Below are 18,982 nucleotides of genomic sequence, written 5' to 3'. Positions count from 1 at the left end.
TGTTATAATGGGCGTATTAGAGCAAACTTGCTGATTCTCTGTCCAAACATAAAGTAGCATTTTTATGCTGCCGTAAAATAGACCCAGGACGAGTCTGACAAATTGATCTTGTAAGTATTTCTTGAATGATCTGTGCCTTTGCTTTTCCTGGTGCCAGACAGAGAATTTTCTTAGCAGAAAGTATGGCTGGGAGAGTCAGTGTAAAAGCATATTGAGGCACTTGGTCAAAATGAGAAAAGTGTCCCTGATTGACTTGTATCCACCGGGTTTGTCCATCTAAATGAACTAATTTAACCAATCGGGAATCATTCAAGTTAGCAACTTGAGGTTCGTTGAAAGCTAAATGACCATTGGTTCCCACTCCCAAACAACATAAATCGAGGGGTTGTGCTTGTAACAGTTTACTGTAGCGATCACATTCGGCGATGGGTTCTAAAGCATCTCCTTGAAGGTAATGAAACGCTTTTGGTTGAATTCTTTTTCCTACTCTTTCATGGAGATAAAAATGAAAACTTGCTGGGTTTTCTCCCTTAATTCCTAAGTATTCATCTAAATGAAATAAGGTAATACGACTCCAATCGATTTTTTGGGACTTGATTAAAATATCGAGAAATTTAAGCTGAGAGTTACCTGTCGCTAACAAGATAGCTGCTTCACCCTTTCTTTTTAACAAATCTTCTAGGTATTTTTGTCCAATTTGGGCGGCTCCTACTGCTAATTCTTCTTCGCTATTATAAATATTAACCGATAGAGTGTCAATGGTCAATTGTTCCTGAGATATCATTGATTTGAGGAGTTAAATTTGAGGTTCAATACGCTTTTGTGGGACTTCAGGAGCAAGGTTAGGCTTTTTCAAAGAATAACCTTGTCTTTCTAGATGTTGAACAAATTGATCAGAATCTATTAACTCAGGTTTAGATAAATTTATTTGAGATTTTTTCCGTTGTTTTAGTTTCGCTTTTCGTCCCATTGTTTCTACCTCTTAAACTTACTATTCTTCTAGTTTATCTGATTAAGTCACTTTGAGAACAAATTAGACAAAATTATTAATATGACAGGATTTACGAATAAAACGATTTTAAACGATCTAAATGTAGTAGGATGCGTTGGGAACGCATCCTACTACATTTAGGGTTTGCGCGTAAGTCCTATATGAATTAACAATTATCTAGGGTTTAAGGTTATCTGTTTAAAAATTCTCTCATATACTCATTAACTAATTTAGGTTGTTCTTGCTGTACCCAATGACTACAGTTAGGGATATATTTAAGAGTAAAATCAATACAATATTCTTCAGTTCCATAGGTTAGTTCTTTCCCTAAAGCTGTATCATTCTCTCCCCAAATCATCAGAATAGGTAAAGAAATTTTTTGCCATTCTTTGGGAGATTTTAATAAGCATTTAAAAATATTACGATAGTAATTTAACATAGCAGTTAAGGCCCCAGGTTTAGCCGCAGCTTTTTTATAAGCATCTAAATCTTTTTGACTAAAAGCCGTTTTATCGATGGCTGTTTTTTGAAATATATTGGCAATTGATTGATAATTATTAGCTTGCAAACTCCTTTCAGGTAAGTAAGGAATTTGGAACCAAAATATATACCAACTTTTTAATAATTGTTGGCGTGTTTTTAGACCTTGACTAAATTTAGCAGGATGAGGAAGATTCATCACAATAAACTTTTCGATCATCTCAGGATAAGTATAAGCAAAATTCCAAGCGATCGCACCTCCCCAATCATGACTAACTAGGATACAATTATCATAGCCTAAACCTGTAATTACTCCCGCTATATCTTCAACTAATACATCAATTTTATAGGCAGCTAAGTCTTTAGGTTTGTCACTGTCATTATAGCCTCTTAAATCAAGCGCGACTACCTTATAATCTTGAGCAAATTCAGTAATTTGATATCGCCAAGAGTACCAAAATTCAGGAAATCCATGCAACATTAACATTAGTTTGCCTTGACCTTGAGTTTTGTAATGAAGTTGAATGCCATTAGTGAAAATAAATCCATCTTCCATGATAATTACTTTCTCTTAAATATTCGTTTAATCTGATTAAAAAAGGTAACTTTACCTCCCTTATTTTTGGGTGTTAATTCAGCATCAGAAGGAGTATTTTCTCCCAGATAACGATAATATTTCCAAATATCCCAATAAGGACAGCCAGGAGTTATTTTAATGCCAGCCCAATGAAGATAGTGAAGACTTTTTGCGGTTTTAGGATCAATTAAAATATGATCTTTTTCTTCAAAATGTGGACTTCCCGCCCAATTACCAGGATTTTTATCAGATTGACGAGCTAAATTAAATCGACGTTTAATTTGCTTGAGAATCAGATAATTAATAATGGGTTGATCCGAAGTTTTATTAGTAAAATCAAAATAATCAATATGTGCAGCACATTCAGCAAATATTTGATAAATTGTTTCTTCGGAAATCAAGTTCTTTTTAGAAGCCCAAAACCCGCCATTAAATATATCTTGAAGTTCTTCACTCGTAAATACTTTTTCTTCAATGATTTTAGGAGAGAAAACATTTCTAATTCCTGCCTTATGTTGATAATCATAGGAAATAAAATCATAGTCAGTAAAATAATCAAGATCTTCAATTATCTTTTTAAAGACAACAATATCTGTGTCTATATAAAGAAATTCATCAAATTCACCAAACCAACAAGCTTGTTTACGAAATTGATTAGGACGAGCAAAAAAATCTTGACCAAAAATATTATAAAGATTTTTAGATAGACGTTCAATAAAATCTAAATCTGGATAGAGAGTAACCCCATAACTTTCAGTTAACAGTTGGATAATATTATGATAATTATCATCATAGGGAATTAAGACAATTGGTGTTTCTTGATCATATAGTCTAATACTATTGAGTAAAGCGATAGTCTGTTCAGTCACTTTATCATTGGCTGTAATATAAATTCCACGAGTCATCTATTTATCTCCTCAAATGATAAATCAGATTATAATTTCTTTTATCATATAACCTTTAAGACAAAACTACCAGAAGGTAAACAAAATCAATTATATAGCAATAACTTATGAGTTGTAAAAAAAATATCTAACTTTGAGGGAACGCCGGGATTATAAACATCTCATAAATCATTCCTGATTGCTATATAATGTCATTATTAACGGTTTATTTTGAGTTTATTTAGTAATTTTTCTCCCCAAGTAGGTGGAGGATTATAAGGTTTCGCTTTTCCCGAAAAATTGGGTATATTTTCGGGTTCATGGAGATAGCGATAGTGTAAAAATATTTCCCGATAAGGAAATGCTAAATTTTCTCCTGCACATAAATTAGTAAAAGCATAACTAGGGATTCCAATATAATGAAGATAGGTTAAAAGTTGACCTTTATCGTACAGTAAATTATCCCGATAGTCAAAATGCCCAGATGTAACCGCACAACCCGTTTTTTGTTGGTGGGGTAAATTTAAAGCAAAATTATAAGCATTTACTTGTCCCCGCATTACCATATAGTTTAAAATAGATTGATCTGGCCCATTAGGATATAAGATTTCTGCTTCTCCTGCTTGAAGTTGTTCAACAAGCCAAGCTCTTTTTTCTGAGGGAAATAAGCCTTTTTTAGAAGCATAAAAACCAGCACAAAAAATTTCTTGATTGATACGTTCTTGAGAAAATATTTCTAATAATTTACTAGAATTTACATTATAAACATGACTAGGATCTTTATATTGAAAATCATAAACTAGAAAATCTTTGTCTTTTAATTTATCAAAAATATAATCAAGAGAATTGAGAACTAAAACATCCCCATCAAAATAAATAAAATTGTCAAAAGGACTTTCAGAATCAAAGGCACAAAATCGTCGGTGCATCCCTAAACGATTAACCCCTGTAATGCCTCTAGCATCCCATTCTTGCCTTACAAACGGGTGTGCATCCCAAATTTGTTGTGCAAATTGTTCCCAACGAGCAATAATATTAGGATTGTCTAAAAGTTGTACATTACTTCTTTTATTAATTTCTTGTTTAACTTTTTCTAAACGATCATCATAAGGAATTACACATACAGGAAAATTAGGATCTACATTAACTTCGATACTATTGAGTAAAGCAATCAATTGATCGTAAACAACATCATTAGCCAGGGTATAAATTCCATTAATCATGATAATAATTATTAATTTAAAGCTGTTAGTTAAGGATGAAGACTACCATCTGGCATAGTAGCTTCTGTTAAGTTAATTTCATTGATATTACTATTGCTTAAATTAGCATTGCGAAGATCACAACTTCTTAAAGAGGCATCAATTAAATTAGCACCTCGAAGATTTCCACCAATTAAATTAATTTGATGAAGTAATCCATAACCAAGATTAGCATGACGCAAAATTGCTCCAGTTAAATTAGCTCCTTTTAGATTAGCAGAACTCAGGTCAATTTCACTAGCCAAAGTAATCGCCCGTAGATTAAATTCAGATAAGGTAACTAAACTTAGATTAATCTGTCGTAATACAGCCCCTGTAAGATTAGCCCCTTTCAAATTAGTACCACTAAAATTAGCCCCTTGCAAAAATGCCTCTTGTAAGTCAGCGTTACGGAGTTTACTATTACTAAGATCTGCTTTGTAAAGGTTAGCATTACTAAGATCAACTTTGCTCAGATCCGCCCCCGTAAAATCAGCCCGACTCAGATTAGCCCCCGTAAGATTTACCCCACTCAGATTGGACTCGCTTAGATCAGCCCGACCTAGTCTAGCATCACTGAGGATAGCACCACTGAGGTTAGCTCCTCTAAGGTTAGCACTTCTGAGATCGGCATAACTAAGATTAGTTTGCTTAAGATTGGCATAACTTAAATCAGCATTAACAAGGATAGCTGATTCTAAATCAACCCAACTGAGATCAGCGTAACTCAGGTCAGCCCCCGTTAAATCGGCTCCGACTAATTTAGCACTAATGAGTTGAGCGTGGATTAAATCGGCTCGATTTAGATTAGTACGACTTAAATCACTACCACTTAAATTAGCCCATTCTAAAGAACTTCGGCTTAAATTAGCGTCTGTGAGACTTACTTGAATGAGATCGGTTCTTTGCAGATCTAATCGACTAAAATCTCTTTTACCCTGATTATATTCCCAGATCAATTCCTCAGCATTCATAAAGTCCGGTATCATCAGACCTGAGTTTGACATATCATAATATCAGTTGCTTTATATTTGTTAATATATTACAACTGTATCTTAAGGGATTGCTCTTAGTGTATGTTTTAGATCAAAGCCAGAGTATTTAGTCAAGGAATTAGCTAAGAGATACAGCCGAATTCCAAGATAAATAGGGTAATTTGGGGGCCATTGTTTTAATCTCTGCAATATTTTCTACCAACTGTCCACAAGTATCCCAGGTTCCCTCTAACAAGGTTTGACGAGATCCTTCTCCCATAAAAATTGGAGCCGTCCACTCTCCACAATGGACTTGCATTCCTTCTAAATCTACCTTAAGTTGAGATTGGGGATCTGTTTTTAATAAATTTTGTAGGGTTTTAAGATCTGTCGATTGCATGGTAACACAGGGAATGCCATTAGCAGTACAGTTACCAAAAAAGATTTCTGCAAAACTTTCTCCGAGTATGACTTGAATACCCCAACGCATAATCGCTTGGGGTGCGTGTTCTCGTGATGAACCGCAGCCAAAATTACTGTTAACGACCAAAATATGAGCTTCCTGATATTGGGGAAGATCAAAGGGGTGTTGTCCTTTGAGTTGAACTCGATCATCGGCAAACACCTGTTCTCCTAAACCGTCAAAGGTGACACACCGTAAAAAACGGGCCGGAATAATGCGATCGGTGTCAATATCATCTCCCACTAAGGGGATTCCACGTCCAGAAATTGTTTTAACTTGCTTCATTAATTTCATCCTCTAAAGTGTTTTTTGTGTGGGTAATTTATGAATTGCCCCTATAACTAAGATCTGTGGGTAAGTCCTGTGTAATGTTAGTCTATCATAATTCTTAGTTATCCTTTTTAATCTTTATTAATGTTGATTATGAATAGACAACGGCTTCGTTACTTACATTATACTGTTGCTCCTTTAATGTTATTTCCTTTGTTATTGACTGCTCTTACCGGGTCATTATTTCAAGTGGCACAGTTAACAGGAAATAGTCAACAATTTTACTGGTTATTAGATATCCATCGAGGTAAATTTGGAGTGGTAAATTTGGAGATTATTTATCCTTTTATCAATGCATTAGGGGTTATTATGTTAGGGATAACGGGAATTTTAATCTGGTTACAAATAAGAAATTTTAATGAATAGGGACGGGTTTATTCAATTTCTTTGTGAGCATCATAAAAGAGGGGCCGGTTTATTCAACTTCTTTGTGATAATCATAAAAGAGGGGCGGGTTTTGATATAGTCGTAATGGTTGAGTAACAAAAGTTTTAGCTAAACCCGCCCCTACAAAAATCCTACCCTACTCCTATAATTTCAATTTTATCACCTACTTTTAAAACTTTGTCTAGGGCTGAATCTACAATTTTTGTATTGACACTAACTCGATAAAAGTGATTAAATTGACTAGGGTTAACCCAAGGAGGTAAGGTGTCTTTTCTCTTGGTAATAAACTGGCTTTGAAAATTATTAGTAACTTCTCCTGTTTGAGAATTTTTTGTAGGCACAATACAACGTTGACAAGGGTTAATTCCTTGAAAATTTATCTGACCAATACGAAAATTAACCCATTGATTTTGATTGGCAAATAATTGATCTTCCCAAAATGCAGGAACTCCATTAATTTCTAAATTTGCTCTTAATCTTCTTCTGATTTCAGCAAACTCTATATTAGGAAACCAATTAGCAATTGCTTCAATAGTGGCGGTACTAATTATTGTTGGACCAGAGGCATTCGTATCATCAGGGAAACCCGTAATTTTATTCTCTTTTAAATGAACTGAAAAGCCCAAAAAGTCGCTAAGAAAAACCTCTATTTCTTTTCTTTCTGTCTGCAAATTAAACTCAATTTTCTCCTTACTGCCTTCTACTTGTAGAAAAACTTGGGTCACTTGAGTATTAAAAGAGGTTCTTAATTGATAAATTTTATTATTGCGTTTTCCGTTAACAAATCTGTCATTATCATCAAAAATAGCCCATTGTCTATCATAGGTCAAGGCTCCACTATCAAGTATAGTTGATTGAGGAATCCATATCCCATCTAGAGATTTAATGGGATAGATAAAAATATGAGCAAGATAGGGGTTGTTATTAAAATTTGACATGAGCTTAATAAAGTTTAAGATAACTTCTCTATTTTACCAGTTTCTTGTAAGATTATAATATCAGTAATCCAACCCCTACTAATAATTTAGGTATTATGAATTTAGTCAGAATTTGGGTCATTGCTACCAATGGATTTAGAGAAGTGATCCGCGATCGCATTCTTTATGTAATTGGGTTTTTTGCTCTTGTACTAACTTTGTCTTTGCGCTTACTTCCTGAAATTTCTGTTGGTACTGATAGTAAAATATTTCTAGATGTGGGATTAGGTTCAACCGCTTTTTTAGGAGCAATTGTAGCTATTTTTGTCGGCACAGCATTGATCAATAAAGAAATTGAAAAACGAACAGTTTTAGTATTAATTCCTAAACCCTTGAGTCGGACAGAATTAATTATTGGCAAACATTTGGGACTCAGTGGGGTTTTATTGGTTATGATCTCAATTATGACCGTGATATATCTGGGTTTACTCACTTGGGCTAAAATCACATTTTCCCCTCTTAGCCTCATTATTGCTCAATTATATTTGTTTATAGAACTGGCTTTATTAACCGCCGTAGCTATAGTTTTTGGAGTGTTTACCAGTTCAATTTTAGCTACACTTTTGAGTTTTGGTGTTTACTTTATTGGCCATGTAAGTAGTGATTTATTGAAATTAGGAACCATTAGTCAAAATCCCACTGTAGAAAGTGTAACTCGTACTATCTATCTCATTGTCCCTGATTTAGAACGGTTTAATCTAAAAAATACAGCAACTTATGGTTTATTACCCAGTGGAATTGACTTATTAAACAATGCTTTGTATGGAGGTTTATATATTGTCTTGCTTTTAACAATTGCTAGTTTAATCTTTTCCCGTAGGCAATTTTAAAAGAAGAAGTAAGTAAGGGATAAAACAACCATAAACAAATCTTAACAAATACTCCTAACCTTATCTATTGCCTGTTTATACCTTCGAGTATTCTGTGATCATGACGGTTATGTTTATTTTTTACTACCTCATAGAGAATTATTATGGTATGGTGAAACATAATTTGGATAATTTACCTATATACTTAAAAGAGTAGTGGCAACAAGAGATTCATAAGGACTAAAAACTCGTGCAGACTTTGGTAAAGAAATATTCAACTATCCTTGAGCAAATGCAACCAATGAAGCAAGTTGTAGACAGTTGGCCTCAAGGATTATTCTCTCAAATCAAACATATCGTCAACAGTTTCCTTGATCCACAGGAAAAAATTGTACCTATTTTATCGATTTTAGGGCAATGTTTTCAAGTTGATCAGGTAATCTTATTAGAGGAAAAAGAAGTTAACAGTGAGATTTATCAAAAGTGGCCGATTAAGGAAATAAACGTTAATCCATTAAAGCAGATTTTTCCTTGTCAAAATTGGACTAACTTATCTCACTGTTCTTGTGACCGTCAAGTTTATCAATTTTGTCTATCCAATCATCTAATTCCCTATTCCAAGAAACAAGAGTTAATAGAATCTTTTGATCGCAAAATAATTGTTACTGTTCCTGTCTTTAGAAAAGGGGAGTTTTTTGGACATTTAATATTAGCTGATAAAGAATCAAGTAAAATTTTTACGCCCGAAGAAATACAAATATTAGAAATAATTACTGATCAAATTTCTCTTATTCTATATCAAATAGAGTTACAAGAAAAAGTCAATCAACTTGAGGTAGAAAATCAACAATTAAAATCTGCTTGTCAAAATAAGAGTGACTATCTTTCTCACATGAATCATGAATTACGGACTCCCTTAACCGGAATTTTGGGGTTCTCTAAAATGTTGAAAGAGGAACTTTACGGGCCGTTAAATGAGAAACAAAAACAGTATGCTAATGGAATTGCTGTTTCTGGTCAACATTTATTAGCATTGGTGAATGATTTCTTAGATCTTTCTAAAATTGAGGCTGATCGAGAAGAAATATTTGTTGAAACTGTTGCAGTAGAAGATTTATGTTTATCGGCTTTTTCTATGGTTGAAGCTAAAGCTAAAGAACAAAATCTAGACCTAATTTTAGAACTAGGAGAAACCATTGATTTCTGCACGGTAGATCAAAGACGTATCAAACAAATTCTTCTTAATTTACTATCTAATGCTATTAAATTTACAGAAAAAGGGTCAGTAACTCTGGCGGTTCAACGACATATTGAAAAAATAACCTTTTCAGTTATCGATACAGGAATTGGTATCAAAGAAGCTGATCAAAATAAATTATTTCAACCCTTTCAACAAATTCAGAATTCTCTGAGTCGTAAACATAAAGGAACCGGTTTAGGATTAACTCTGTCTCGTAAATTAGCTCAACTTCACGGAGGAGATATCACCCTAACTTCAGAAGAAGGAAAAGGTTCTTGTTTTACCCTTCATTTACCAATATAATCAATTTATTTGTAGGGGTCAAGGGCCGTTGACCCCTACTCGAATAACAATGAATTTATTTAATTAAATTAAAATAATGCTTGAATCTAAACTAACCCAATTACAAAATCTTTTTAGCCAAATGGAACGGGCCTTAATTGCCTATTCTGGGGGAATAGATAGTACCCTAGTGGCTAAAATTGCCTATGATACTTTAGGCGATCGCGCTTTAGCTATTACTGCGGTGTCACCCTCTTTACTCCCGGAAGACTTAGAAGAAGCCAAAATTCAAGCGCAGACCATTGGTATTCCCCATGAATTAGTAATCACCCAGGAAATGGAGAACCCTAATTATACAGCAAACCCTGTCAACCGTTGCTACTTCTGCAAAAGTGAACTCCACGACACCCTCAAACCCTTAGCCCTAAAAAAAGGTTATCCTTATGTAGTAGATGGGGTCAATGCCGATGACTTACAAGACTATCGGCCAGGCATTCAAGCCGCCAAAGAAAGAGGGGCGCGATCGCCATTAGCTGAAGTGGGTATGAGTAAAGTAGAAGTACGTCAACTCTCCCAAGAATTAGGACTTCCCTGGTGGAATAAACCGGCCCAACCTTGTTTAAGTTCCCGTTTTCCCTATGGAGAAGAAATTACGGTGGCCAAACTACAACGAGTTGGACGGGCCGAGATCTACTTACGTCAATTAGGATATCAAAATCTCAGGGTACGTTCTCAAGAAGATACGGCCAAAATTGAGTTACCCCCCGAAATTATTAAGGAATTTGTGGTTAATATCGATTTATCCCTATTAGTCGCCCAATTTCAAGGCTATGGTTTTATGTATGTCACCCTCGACTTAGAAGGCTATCGTAGTGGTAAATTAAATCAAGTTATCCCAGAACTGGGAAGGGAGTTAAACTTGAGATAACGATTAATTCAAGGTCAATTAATATAGAAATAGCAAAATTTAATGAGATTAATGATGTAATGAGCAACAACCCAAAAATTACACAAAATCATCACAGAATTTCGCCAAGAATTAGCAAAACTCTACGACGATAAATTAATCAACTTAGTTTTATATGGTTCTCAGGCACTAAGCAATCATACTTAGGCAACTCATTCAACTTATGTAACTATTTATAAAAATTTTAGGATAAACGATCCAACATCTGATATAGGAGAAAACCTAGCTGATGAGGACGAATCAGGGTTTCCAGGATGTATCAGTTAAATTAATCAGACTGTCTACAAATTGTAATATAAAAATACAAAATTAGCGGTAAAGAGAATGTTAAAACGATCAACCTCTCATGATATGATTAGGACTCGAAGAACAGATAAGTAAATTAACGGTTAGCAAGAACGACTTCTAGCAGCCGAATAACTTTCTAATATTTTCTTTATGGCGAGTGAGTTGAGAGCGACTTACAAGCTGATAAATGAGAAATTAACGATGCCCATTCACGGAGGAATGACTAAATGGCACAAGCCACCGCTAAATCAGGGTTCAAAGCTGGCGTACAAGATTACCGCCTGACCTATTACACCCCCGACTACACCCCCAAAGATACCGACCTTCTGGCGTGCTTCCGCATGACCCCCCAACCGGGTGTTCCTCCTGAAGAAGCAGGTGCAGCAGTAGCAGCAGAATCTTCCACCGGAACTTGGACAACGGTTTGGACAGATAACTTAACCGACTTAGATCGTTATAAAGGTCGTTGTTATGATATCGAACCCGTTCCTAACGAAGATAATCAGTATTTTTGCTTTATTGCTTATCCTTTAGATTTATTTGAAGAAGGATCTGTAACTAACGTTCTCACCTCTTTAGTAGGTAACGTTTTCGGGTTCAAAGCATTACGGGCATTACGTTTAGAAGATATTCGTTTCCCTGTAGCTTTAATCAAAACCTTCCCTGGCCCTCCTCACGGTATCACCGTTGAACGGGACAAATTAAACAAATATGGTCGTCCTTTACTTGGTTGTACCATTAAGCCTAAACTCGGTCTGTCTGCTAAAAACTATGGACGCGCCGTTTATGAGTGCTTACGCGGTGGTTTAGACTTCACCAAAGACGACGAAAACATCAACTCTCAGCCCTTCATGCGTTGGCGCGATCGCTTCTTGTTTGTACAAGATGCTATCCAAAAAGCTCAAGCTGAAACCAATGAGGTTAAAGGTCACTACCTCAACGTTACGGCTGGTACTTGCGAAGAAATGCTCAAACGGGCAGAATTTGCTAAAGAGATCAAAACTCCCATTATCATGCACGACTTTTTAACAGGTGGTTTCACTGCGAACACCACTTTGTCTAAGTATTGTCGTGACAATGGTTTATTACTACACATTCACCGTGCGATGCACGCGGTTATTGACCGTCAGAAAAATCATGGTATTCACTTCCGCGTTTTAGCTAAGTGTTTACGTTTGTCTGGTGGTGATCACCTCCATTCTGGAACCGTTGTAGGTAAACTAGAAGGAGAACGGGGTATCACTATGGGATTTGTGGATCTCATGCGTGAAGATTACGTTGAAGAAGATCGCGCTCGCGGTATTTTCTTCACCCAAGACTACGCTTCTATGCCTGGAACCATGCCTGTTGCTTCTGGTGGTATCCACGTATGGCATATGCCCGCGTTAGTAGACATCTTTGGCGATGATTCTTGTTTACAGTTCGGTGGTGGTACTTTAGGACACCCCTGGGGTAATGCTCCTGGTGCAACCGCTAACCGTGTTGCTCTTGAAGCTTGTCTCCAAGCTCGTAACGAAGGTCGTAACCTAGCTCGTGAAGGTAATGACGTTATTCGGGAAGCTTGCCGTTGGAGTCCTGAACTAGCTGCCGCTTGTGAACTTTGGAAAGAAATCAAGTTTGAGTTTGAGGCAATGGATACACTCTAATTTGGGTTTAGTTGTTAGTTTTTAGGGAATATCAAACACTATTAACTAACAACAATGTCCCAAGAGGGACAGGTAGGCACTGATGTATCCTAAGAAAATTGCACAAGACACGGCAAGCGTTTTACAAAGTTACCTAACCTATCAAGCTGTTCGTGTCATTATTGACCAATTATCTGAAACCAATCCGACTCAAGCCATTTGGTTGAGACAGTATGTATGCTCTCATGATATTCAACAGGGAGAAGCATTTGTCTCCGGGTTGATGACGGATAATAAGGAACTGGTGTTGCGGATTCTTACGGTGCGCGAACATCTCGCCGAAGAAATTCTGGAATTTTTACCAGATATGGTGCGCGCTCAAATGGGTCAGGCGAATATGGAACACCGTCGTCAGCTATTGGAAAGGCTTACTAAGTCGTCTTCTGTCTCCTCATCTTGTCATCCTGACTATTATGAGTCGGACAATGATGACTAAAACCATGTTTAACTGTGATTAATTGAGATAGGAATCAACAAACAATGAAAACATTACCTAAAGAGAATCGTTACGAAACTTTTTCTTATTTACCTCCTTTAACTGACCAACAAATTGTTAAACAGATTCAATATATGTTGGATCAAGGGTTTCATCCTGCGGTGGAATTTGAACAAAAACCTGAACCCACCACTTACTTCTGGACAATGTGGAAATTACCTTTGTTTAGTGCTTCTTCTCCTCAAGAAGTATTAGCAGAAGTTCGGGAATGTCGTTCTGAGTATCCCGATTCTTATATCCGCGTTATTGCTTTTGACAATATTAAACAATGTCAAACCATGAGTTTTATTGTTCATAAACCTACTGCTCGTGGATACTAAGATCTAATTAGTTTAAAGTTTACTGTAGGGGTCAACGGCCGTTGACCCCTATGCATTTGGGTAGGTTTGTAGGGACACGGCATTTATAATTTTTGATGTAAACCATTAACGGACTATCGCCGTGTCCATACACACGATTATACTGTGGGAACAGGGCATTAATAATTTTATGATTTAAACCATTAGGGGACACGGCATTCATAATTTTTTGATTCAAACCATTAGGGGACACGGCATTCATAATTTTTTGATTTAAACCATTAACGGACTATCGCCGTGTCCCTACACATGATTATACTGTAATTACCAAGCTTTTATCATATTGTATGTCTAAACTGCGGGTTAAACCAGAGTACGTTAAAAAAGTCGAATTAGCACTTCAAAAAAGCAATTTTACCAGTAAAACTATTTTGGCTGATCGTCTTTATATATCAAGAGCAACTATTACTAAATTTTTTAATAGTGAAGGGGTTGGGAGTGAAAAATTTCAGGACATTTGCCGCGCATTATGGTTAGATTGGCAAGAGATTTCTGAGAATGAAAATGTAGAGGTTGAGGGAGAAATTAGTCATGACTGGGGTACTGCACCTGAGATTGATGATCAGACTTTTTATGGTAGAAATGAGGAATTAAATACTTTAGAAAAATGGATAATAACTGATAAATTTCGTCTGATTTGTCTATCAGGAATAGTGGGAATGGGGAAGACAGCTTTAGGGGTAAAGTTTGCTCAGGATAATGAGGATAAATTTGATGTTATTATTTATCGTTCTTTAAAATCTGCACCCAATCTCATTAATTTATTAGAAGATATTCTTAAGGGATTAAATAATCATTCTTTAGGCCTAGTTTTACCGAGTTTAGAGAAAGGATTAGCTAGATTAATTGATAGTTTAAGGAAGTATCGCTGTTTATTATTATTGGATGATGTAGAGGAAATTTTTTGTAAAGAAGCGTTAGCAGGAAAGTATAAAGATGGATACGAAGATTATCAAAAGTTATGGAGACGTATAAGTGAAGCACCTCATAATAGTTGTTTACTGATGATTAATCGAGAAAAACCTAGTGATTTTGATTATTTAGAAAATCGTCAAAGACAAGTAAACTCTCTATATTTAAGTGGCTTAAAAGAAAAAGAAATTGACTCAATTTTTCAAGAACAAGGAATATTAGGTAAAGAGAATGAATTGACAGAAATAGAACAACTTTATCGGGGTAATCCTCTATTCTTAAAGTTAGTAGGAGCAAGAATTAAAGAGGTATTTGGGGGTAATATTACTGATTTTTTAGAGTATGCAACGAGAAATTTTAGTGATGTTAATTTGTTGATAGAGATGCAATATGAAAGGTTATCTGAGGTTGAAAAAGCGATTATTCAGTATTTAGCTAAGGTGGAAAATCCTGTTATGTTTGCTCAACTTAGACAAGAAATTAAACAACCGGGTTTAACTGATGGGGTTGCTTCTCTGACTAAACGAGCATTAATAGAAAGGAGTGAAGCTGGTTTTATTATTCAAAAATTAGTTAAACTGTATGTTGATAGTTAAGTAGGTGGTGATAATTAAACCTATATTGTCATTGCGAATATATGGTATGATTTTTATCTCGCGCACTACAATAATTGATAGCCCATTATACAGGCTTAATATCCAATCCTTCAAAGTCTTCATCTGAGATGAGAGATGAAGTAGAAAAGCGAATTATTTTTTGTCCATCCTGTTGAATTATTTGAAGATTTACGCTGTTTTGTTCTGGAAGTTTAAACCCAGGCGTTTTTAATTTATCTAAAAACTGCCGAAGTTCATCAATTTCTGCTTCAGGAACACCAGTAGCTTCTGCTCTACGAATGTGCTTTTCTATGCTTTCTATCGTTATTGGAACAGACATAATAAGCCACCTCTACTACTATTTATTTTACTATAACAAATGATAATTATTTTACAACCTAGTCTGTAGGGGCATAATATTATTATGCCCTTTAAGCTGGCGTGGGGACATGAAACCCTGAAAGCCTTACCAGATGACGAAAAGAGCAAAACATGGTAAAAAGAAAATGTTCTTTTTTTAGCGATCGCCGTCTAAACCCAAAATGTTACCAGAAATTTATAACAACCATTTAACAAAGTATCTGAAAAAATCGGAATATTTAATACTGTTAATCATGATAGAATTAGTGCAAGTATATAGGAAAATTAGGTTTTATGAGTTAGCTAGTTATTTTCCCAGTCCCATTTTATTTGAAAGTAAGAGAAAAAAGTTAAAACGGTTTTTCGAGATTCCTTGTTTGACAATTAAAGGAGTATGGATACCTATCATAAAACAGTGGTTAAAGCAATCATTTAGTACAGGAGATGTCTTACATATTGCCATAGATAGAACCCAATGGGGGTTGATTAATATTTTGATGGTAAGTCTGGTAATTGATAATAGAGGAATTCCCTTATATTTTGAGTTGCTAGATCACATCGGTAATAGTAACTTTGACACACAGAAAAGTATATTAGCCCGAATATTACTCTTTCTAAAAGAATATAAAATAGTTGTCTTAGGGGATAGAGAATTCTGCTCAGTTGAACTAGCAAAATGGTTACATGGACAAAAAAGAGTTTATTATGCACTCAGATTGAAGAAAAGCAACTATATTGAAGTAGAAAAGGAAATGTGGACGCGACTAAAAGATTTAGGATTATCTTCAGGAATGTCTTTATTTTATCAAGGAGTTAAAGTTACAAAAACAAAAGGATTTATAGGCAGTAATATAGTGGCGAAATGGAAAAAGAAGTATAGAGGAATAGAGACAAAAGAAGCTTGGTTTATTATCACAAATTTAACCAGTATTGATGAGACGATTGACGCTTATAAAAAGAGATTTTGTATTGAGGAAATGTTTCGGGATTTTAAGAAAGGTGGTTATGATTTAGAAAGAACGAAATTAACAGGACATCGCCTTACTTCCTTAATTATATTGATTACTCTAGCTTATTCAATGGCAACATTTTCTGGAAAAATTATTAAAGAGAAAGGATTGGCAAAATATGTGGGGAGAGTCAGAAAAAACAAGAAAATGCGACGGAGACACAGTAACTTTTATATCGGTCTTCATGGAAAAGATTGGGTTGACTCTTGTGATTTATTTACCGTTGAAGCCCAGGCATTAATGCAATTAAGCCCCGAAAAACGCGCCTATTATCGACGAGGACGACGGGCTATATCCCTGATTAAGTCTAGCTTATAGATTTTTATGTCCCCACGCCAGCAAATATATTTGCTTATTTATGATAACTTGGCTGATAGTGATGGGAATATCAGCCGCGATCGCAAAAGAAAGTTCTTCACTAACATTAGACAATTTACAAGTAACAGTAGACACTATCTGGGTACTCATTACAGGGTCTTTAGTGTTCTTTATGAACTGTGGTTTTGCTATGTTAGAAACAGGATTTTGTCGGAAGAAAAGTTCTGTTAATGTCCTTGCTAAAAATACTATTGTCTTTTCTATTGCTACCTTAATATTTTGGTTTATTGGGTTTGCTTTTATGTTTGGCAATGGAGGAGACTATCTAGGAGTTGAAGGCTTTCTATTATTAGGAAAAGACAGTTTTAATGCTTTAGATTTAGACTGGTCAAAGGCTACCTTATATGCTAAATTTTTCTTTCAATTAACCTTTGCAGGAACAGCAGCAACAATTGTTTCTGGTGCAGTAACAGAACGAATTAAATTCGGCGTATTTGTTGCGTTTAGTGCGCTCTTTGTTATCATTTATTCTATCGCAGGACATTGGGTTTGGGGAGGAGGATTTTTATATAATTTTGGGGTTAGAGATTTTGCGGGGTCAATGGTTGTTCATTTTGTTGGAGGATGTGCTGCATTAACGGGAACATGGTTATTAAAACCAAGATTAGGAAAATATGTTGACTGGAAAGAAACCGAAAAACGTTCAATAAAACAAACCAGTTTTAATGGTAAAAAAATTGTTACTATGTATCCCGATAATTTAAGTTTAGCCACATTAGGTTGTTTTATTCTTTGGTTAGGGTGGTTTGGGTTTAATGCAGGGTCAACTTTATCTGCTAATGCTGAAGCTATTTCTCATATTTTATTAGCAACTTTAATTGCCGGTGCATTTGGTGCATTTGGTGCATTAAGCGCAACTACTTGCTCTTGGATATTTTATGAAAAACCTAGTTTATCTTTTATTATTAATGGTATTTTAGCCGGATGTGTTAGTATTACTGCTTCCTGTGCTTTTGTCAGTATTTATAGTGCTGCTATCATTGGAATAATAGGAGGAATTATTGTTTTAGTCGCAACTATTTTGTTAGAAAAATCTGAAATTGATGACCCTGTTGGTGCAGTTCCCGTTCATTTTGCTTGCGGAATTTGGGGAACATTAGCAGTAGGAATTTTTAGCTTAGACCCTCAAACTTACTCTTGGTCATATCTGTTTACTCAAAATCAAAATATTAGAGGGGGATTACTTTTTGGCGGAGAAATTGATTTATTATTCGCTCAAATTATAGGACTTATGATGGTCGGTGCATTTACTTTAACGTTTAGTTATTTAGCTTGGGTATTCATCGCTTGGATAAGCTATCGTTTATCCTATCCTAGTAATTTTGGCTTTCGTCCTGTTCTGGGTTTAAGAGTGACAGAAGATGAAGAAATAAAAGGTGTAGATTCCTTATTTGTAGAAGCGGAGAATGAATAATAAATCTTTAGATTATTTTATTGTAATTATAAAAAAATGTACGATTCTACTTGTAAATTCATTGCCATTCAATTTACCAAAGATATAGCTACTTGGTTACTAGGAAAACCCATGGAGTTAACAGAATTAAAGCCATCAGAATTATCCTTAGAACCGATTAGAGCAGATAGTTTAATCTTTTTGGAATCAGAAGACTTGGTATTACATATTGAGTTTCAAACTAGTCCAGATGAGGATATTCCTTTTAGAATGTTAGATTATCGACTGAGAATTTATCGCCGTTATCCTCAAAAAGAAGTGATTCAAGTAGTCATCTATTTAAGAAAAAGCGACTCAGAATTAGTCAGACAAAACATATTTGAATTAAGTATGAGTCGTCATCAATTTCAGGTGATTCGTCTTTGGGAAGTTGATCCAGAAAGTTTATTACATTCTCCAGGATTATGGCCATTTGCGGTGTTAAGTCAAAGCACAAATCGAGAAAATACCTTGAGACAAATTAGCCAAAAAATAGAGAGAATTTCCGATAGGAGGGAAAAAAGTAATGTAGCAGCATCCACAGCTATTCTCGCTGGGTTAGTATTAAGTAAAGACATCATTCAACGTTTATTAAGAGAGGACATCATGAAAGAATCAGTTATCTATCAAGAGATTAAAGCAGAAGGGAGAGAAGAAGGGAGAGAAGAAGGAAAACAACAAGGGGAAGCTAACTTGGTTGTCCGTCAACTCAATCGTAGAATTGGTCAAATTTCTCCTGATTTATCCAAGCAAATTCACCGTCTTTCTATTGAACAATTAGAAAATTTAGGAGAAGCTTTACTTGATTTTAAATCTGAGGAGGATTTAAAACAATGGTTTATAGATGAATTAGGTATTTAAGAA

At 35.3% G+C, this 18,982-nt stretch carries 20 protein-coding genes; 11 read left to right on the top strand and 9 right to left on the bottom strand.

What is annotated here, in order from left to right; translation table 11 throughout:
- Positions 1-16: 16 nt before the first annotated feature.
- The 7 genes from AsFPU1_RS03745 to leuD all read right to left on the bottom strand — a co-directional run bounded on the left by AsFPU1_RS03745 (position 17) and on the right by leuD (position 5,895).
- Entirely contained in the window at positions 17-784 is a 768-nt protein-coding gene (locus AsFPU1_RS03745) for a glucosamine-6-phosphate deaminase (RefSeq protein WP_124977931.1), read from the bottom strand.
- Between the two features lie 12 nt (positions 785-796).
- Positions 797-970 carry a hypothetical protein gene (locus tag AsFPU1_RS22430; RefSeq protein WP_172957579.1) on the bottom strand — a complete coding sequence of 58 codons (174 nt, stop codon included), beginning with the start codon at positions 968-970 and terminating at the stop codon, positions 797-799.
- A gap of 211 nt (positions 971-1,181) precedes the next feature.
- Complete coding sequence (locus AsFPU1_RS03740; protein WP_124977929.1) at positions 1,182-2,027, bottom strand: alpha/beta fold hydrolase; 846 nt, start codon at positions 2,025-2,027, stop codon at positions 1,182-1,184.
- Between the two features lie 5 nt (positions 2,028-2,032).
- Positions 2,033-2,953 (bottom strand): Npun_R2821/Npun_R2822 family protein, encoded by a 921-nt coding sequence (locus AsFPU1_RS03735; RefSeq protein WP_124977927.1) that lies wholly within the window; start codon positions 2,951-2,953, stop codon positions 2,033-2,035.
- Positions 2,954-3,150: 197 nt separating this feature from the next.
- A complete protein-coding gene (locus AsFPU1_RS03730) occupies positions 3,151-4,155 on the bottom strand; it encodes an Npun_R2821/Npun_R2822 family protein (protein ID WP_124977925.1) in 1,005 nt (334 codons plus the stop codon).
- A 29-nt stretch (positions 4,156-4,184) separates the two neighbouring features.
- Complete coding sequence (locus AsFPU1_RS03725) at positions 4,185-5,180, bottom strand: pentapeptide repeat-containing protein (protein ID WP_227873646.1); 996 nt, start codon at positions 5,178-5,180, stop codon at positions 4,185-4,187.
- 106 nt (positions 5,181-5,286) lie between these two features.
- The gene (gene leuD, locus AsFPU1_RS03720) at positions 5,287-5,895 is read right to left on the bottom strand and encodes a 3-isopropylmalate dehydratase small subunit (protein ID WP_124977923.1); all 609 of its coding nucleotides are present in this window, start codon (positions 5,893-5,895) and stop codon (positions 5,287-5,289) included.
- Positions 5,896-6,033: 138 nt separating this feature from the next.
- On the opposite strand from leuD, the gene AsFPU1_RS03715 reads away from it, so the two are divergent.
- Positions 6,034-6,306 carry a PepSY domain-containing protein gene (locus tag AsFPU1_RS03715; RefSeq protein ID WP_124977921.1) on the top strand — a complete coding sequence of 91 codons (273 nt, stop codon included), beginning with the start codon at positions 6,034-6,036 and terminating at the stop codon, positions 6,304-6,306.
- A gap of 152 nt (positions 6,307-6,458) precedes the next feature.
- On the opposite strand, the gene AsFPU1_RS03710 is transcribed toward AsFPU1_RS03715, so the two are convergent.
- Positions 6,459-7,265: an MOSC domain-containing protein gene (locus AsFPU1_RS03710; RefSeq protein WP_124977919.1), complete on the bottom strand. Its 807-nt coding sequence runs from the start codon at positions 7,263-7,265 to the stop codon at positions 6,459-6,461.
- 95 nt (positions 7,266-7,360) lie between these two features.
- Here AsFPU1_RS03710 and AsFPU1_RS03705 point away from each other — a divergent pair, with 95 nt between their 5' ends.
- The 7 genes from AsFPU1_RS03705 (at position 7,361) to AsFPU1_RS03670 (ending at position 14,938) form a co-directional block, all read left to right on the top strand.
- Positions 7,361-8,134, top strand: coding sequence for an ABC transporter permease (locus tag AsFPU1_RS03705; protein ID WP_124977917.1), 774 nt, complete (start codon positions 7,361-7,363; stop codon positions 8,132-8,134).
- 280 nt (positions 8,135-8,414) lie between these two features.
- Positions 8,415-9,656 carry a sensor histidine kinase gene (locus AsFPU1_RS03700; RefSeq protein WP_227873645.1) on the top strand — a complete coding sequence of 414 codons (1,242 nt, stop codon included), beginning with the start codon at positions 8,415-8,417 and terminating at the stop codon, positions 9,654-9,656.
- Between the two features lie 76 nt (positions 9,657-9,732).
- Positions 9,733-10,563, top strand: a complete 831-nt coding sequence (gene larE / locus AsFPU1_RS03695) for an ATP-dependent sacrificial sulfur transferase LarE (RefSeq protein WP_124977915.1) — start codon at positions 9,733-9,735, stop codon at positions 10,561-10,563.
- Positions 10,564-11,117: 554 nt separating this feature from the next.
- On the top strand, positions 11,118-12,536 hold the full coding sequence (locus AsFPU1_RS03685) for a form I ribulose bisphosphate carboxylase large subunit (protein ID WP_124977913.1): 1,419 nt from the start codon (positions 11,118-11,120) through the stop codon (positions 12,534-12,536).
- Positions 12,537-12,618: 82 nt separating this feature from the next.
- Entirely contained in the window at positions 12,619-13,011 is a 393-nt protein-coding gene (rcbX, locus tag AsFPU1_RS03680) for a RuBisCO chaperone RbcX (protein ID WP_124977911.1), read from the top strand.
- A 44-nt stretch (positions 13,012-13,055) separates the two neighbouring features.
- Complete coding sequence (locus AsFPU1_RS03675; protein WP_124977909.1) at positions 13,056-13,391, top strand: ribulose bisphosphate carboxylase small subunit; 336 nt, start codon at positions 13,056-13,058, stop codon at positions 13,389-13,391.
- A gap of 326 nt (positions 13,392-13,717) precedes the next feature.
- Positions 13,718-14,938 (top strand): NB-ARC domain-containing protein, encoded by a 1,221-nt coding sequence (locus tag AsFPU1_RS03670; RefSeq protein WP_124977907.1) that lies wholly within the window; start codon positions 13,718-13,720, stop codon positions 14,936-14,938.
- 85 nt (positions 14,939-15,023) lie between these two features.
- Here AsFPU1_RS03670 and AsFPU1_RS03665 read toward each other — a convergent pair whose 3' ends face one another.
- Positions 15,024-15,278, bottom strand: coding sequence for a hypothetical protein (locus tag AsFPU1_RS03665; RefSeq protein WP_124977905.1), 255 nt, complete (start codon positions 15,276-15,278; stop codon positions 15,024-15,026).
- Between the two features lie 202 nt (positions 15,279-15,480).
- On the opposite strand from AsFPU1_RS03665, the gene AsFPU1_RS03660 reads away from it, so the two are divergent.
- Genes AsFPU1_RS03660 through AsFPU1_RS03650 form a run of 3 tightly spaced genes read left to right on the top strand, consistent with a single transcriptional unit; the run spans position 15,481 to position 18,979 of the window.
- On the top strand, positions 15,481-16,626 hold the full coding sequence (locus AsFPU1_RS03660) for an IS4 family transposase (RefSeq protein WP_125061046.1): 1,146 nt from the start codon (positions 15,481-15,483) through the stop codon (positions 16,624-16,626).
- Between the two features lie 40 nt (positions 16,627-16,666).
- Positions 16,667-18,100: an ammonium transporter gene (locus AsFPU1_RS03655; RefSeq protein WP_124977889.1), complete on the top strand. Its 1,434-nt coding sequence runs from the start codon at positions 16,667-16,669 to the stop codon at positions 18,098-18,100.
- A gap of 36 nt (positions 18,101-18,136) precedes the next feature.
- Positions 18,137-18,979 carry an Rpn family recombination-promoting nuclease/putative transposase gene (locus tag AsFPU1_RS03650; RefSeq protein ID WP_124977887.1) on the top strand — a complete coding sequence of 281 codons (843 nt, stop codon included), beginning with the start codon at positions 18,137-18,139 and terminating at the stop codon, positions 18,977-18,979.
- Positions 18,980-18,982 lie beyond the last annotated feature (3 nt).

The sequence above is a fragment of the Aphanothece sacrum FPU1 genome, from assembly GCF_003864295.1.
GTDB classification, from domain to species: domain Bacteria; phylum Cyanobacteriota; class Cyanobacteriia; order Cyanobacteriales; family Microcystaceae; genus Aphanothece_B; species Aphanothece_B sacrum.
Note: the sequence above shows the minus strand (reverse complement) of the source record. Positions and strands in the feature narration are given on the sequence as shown.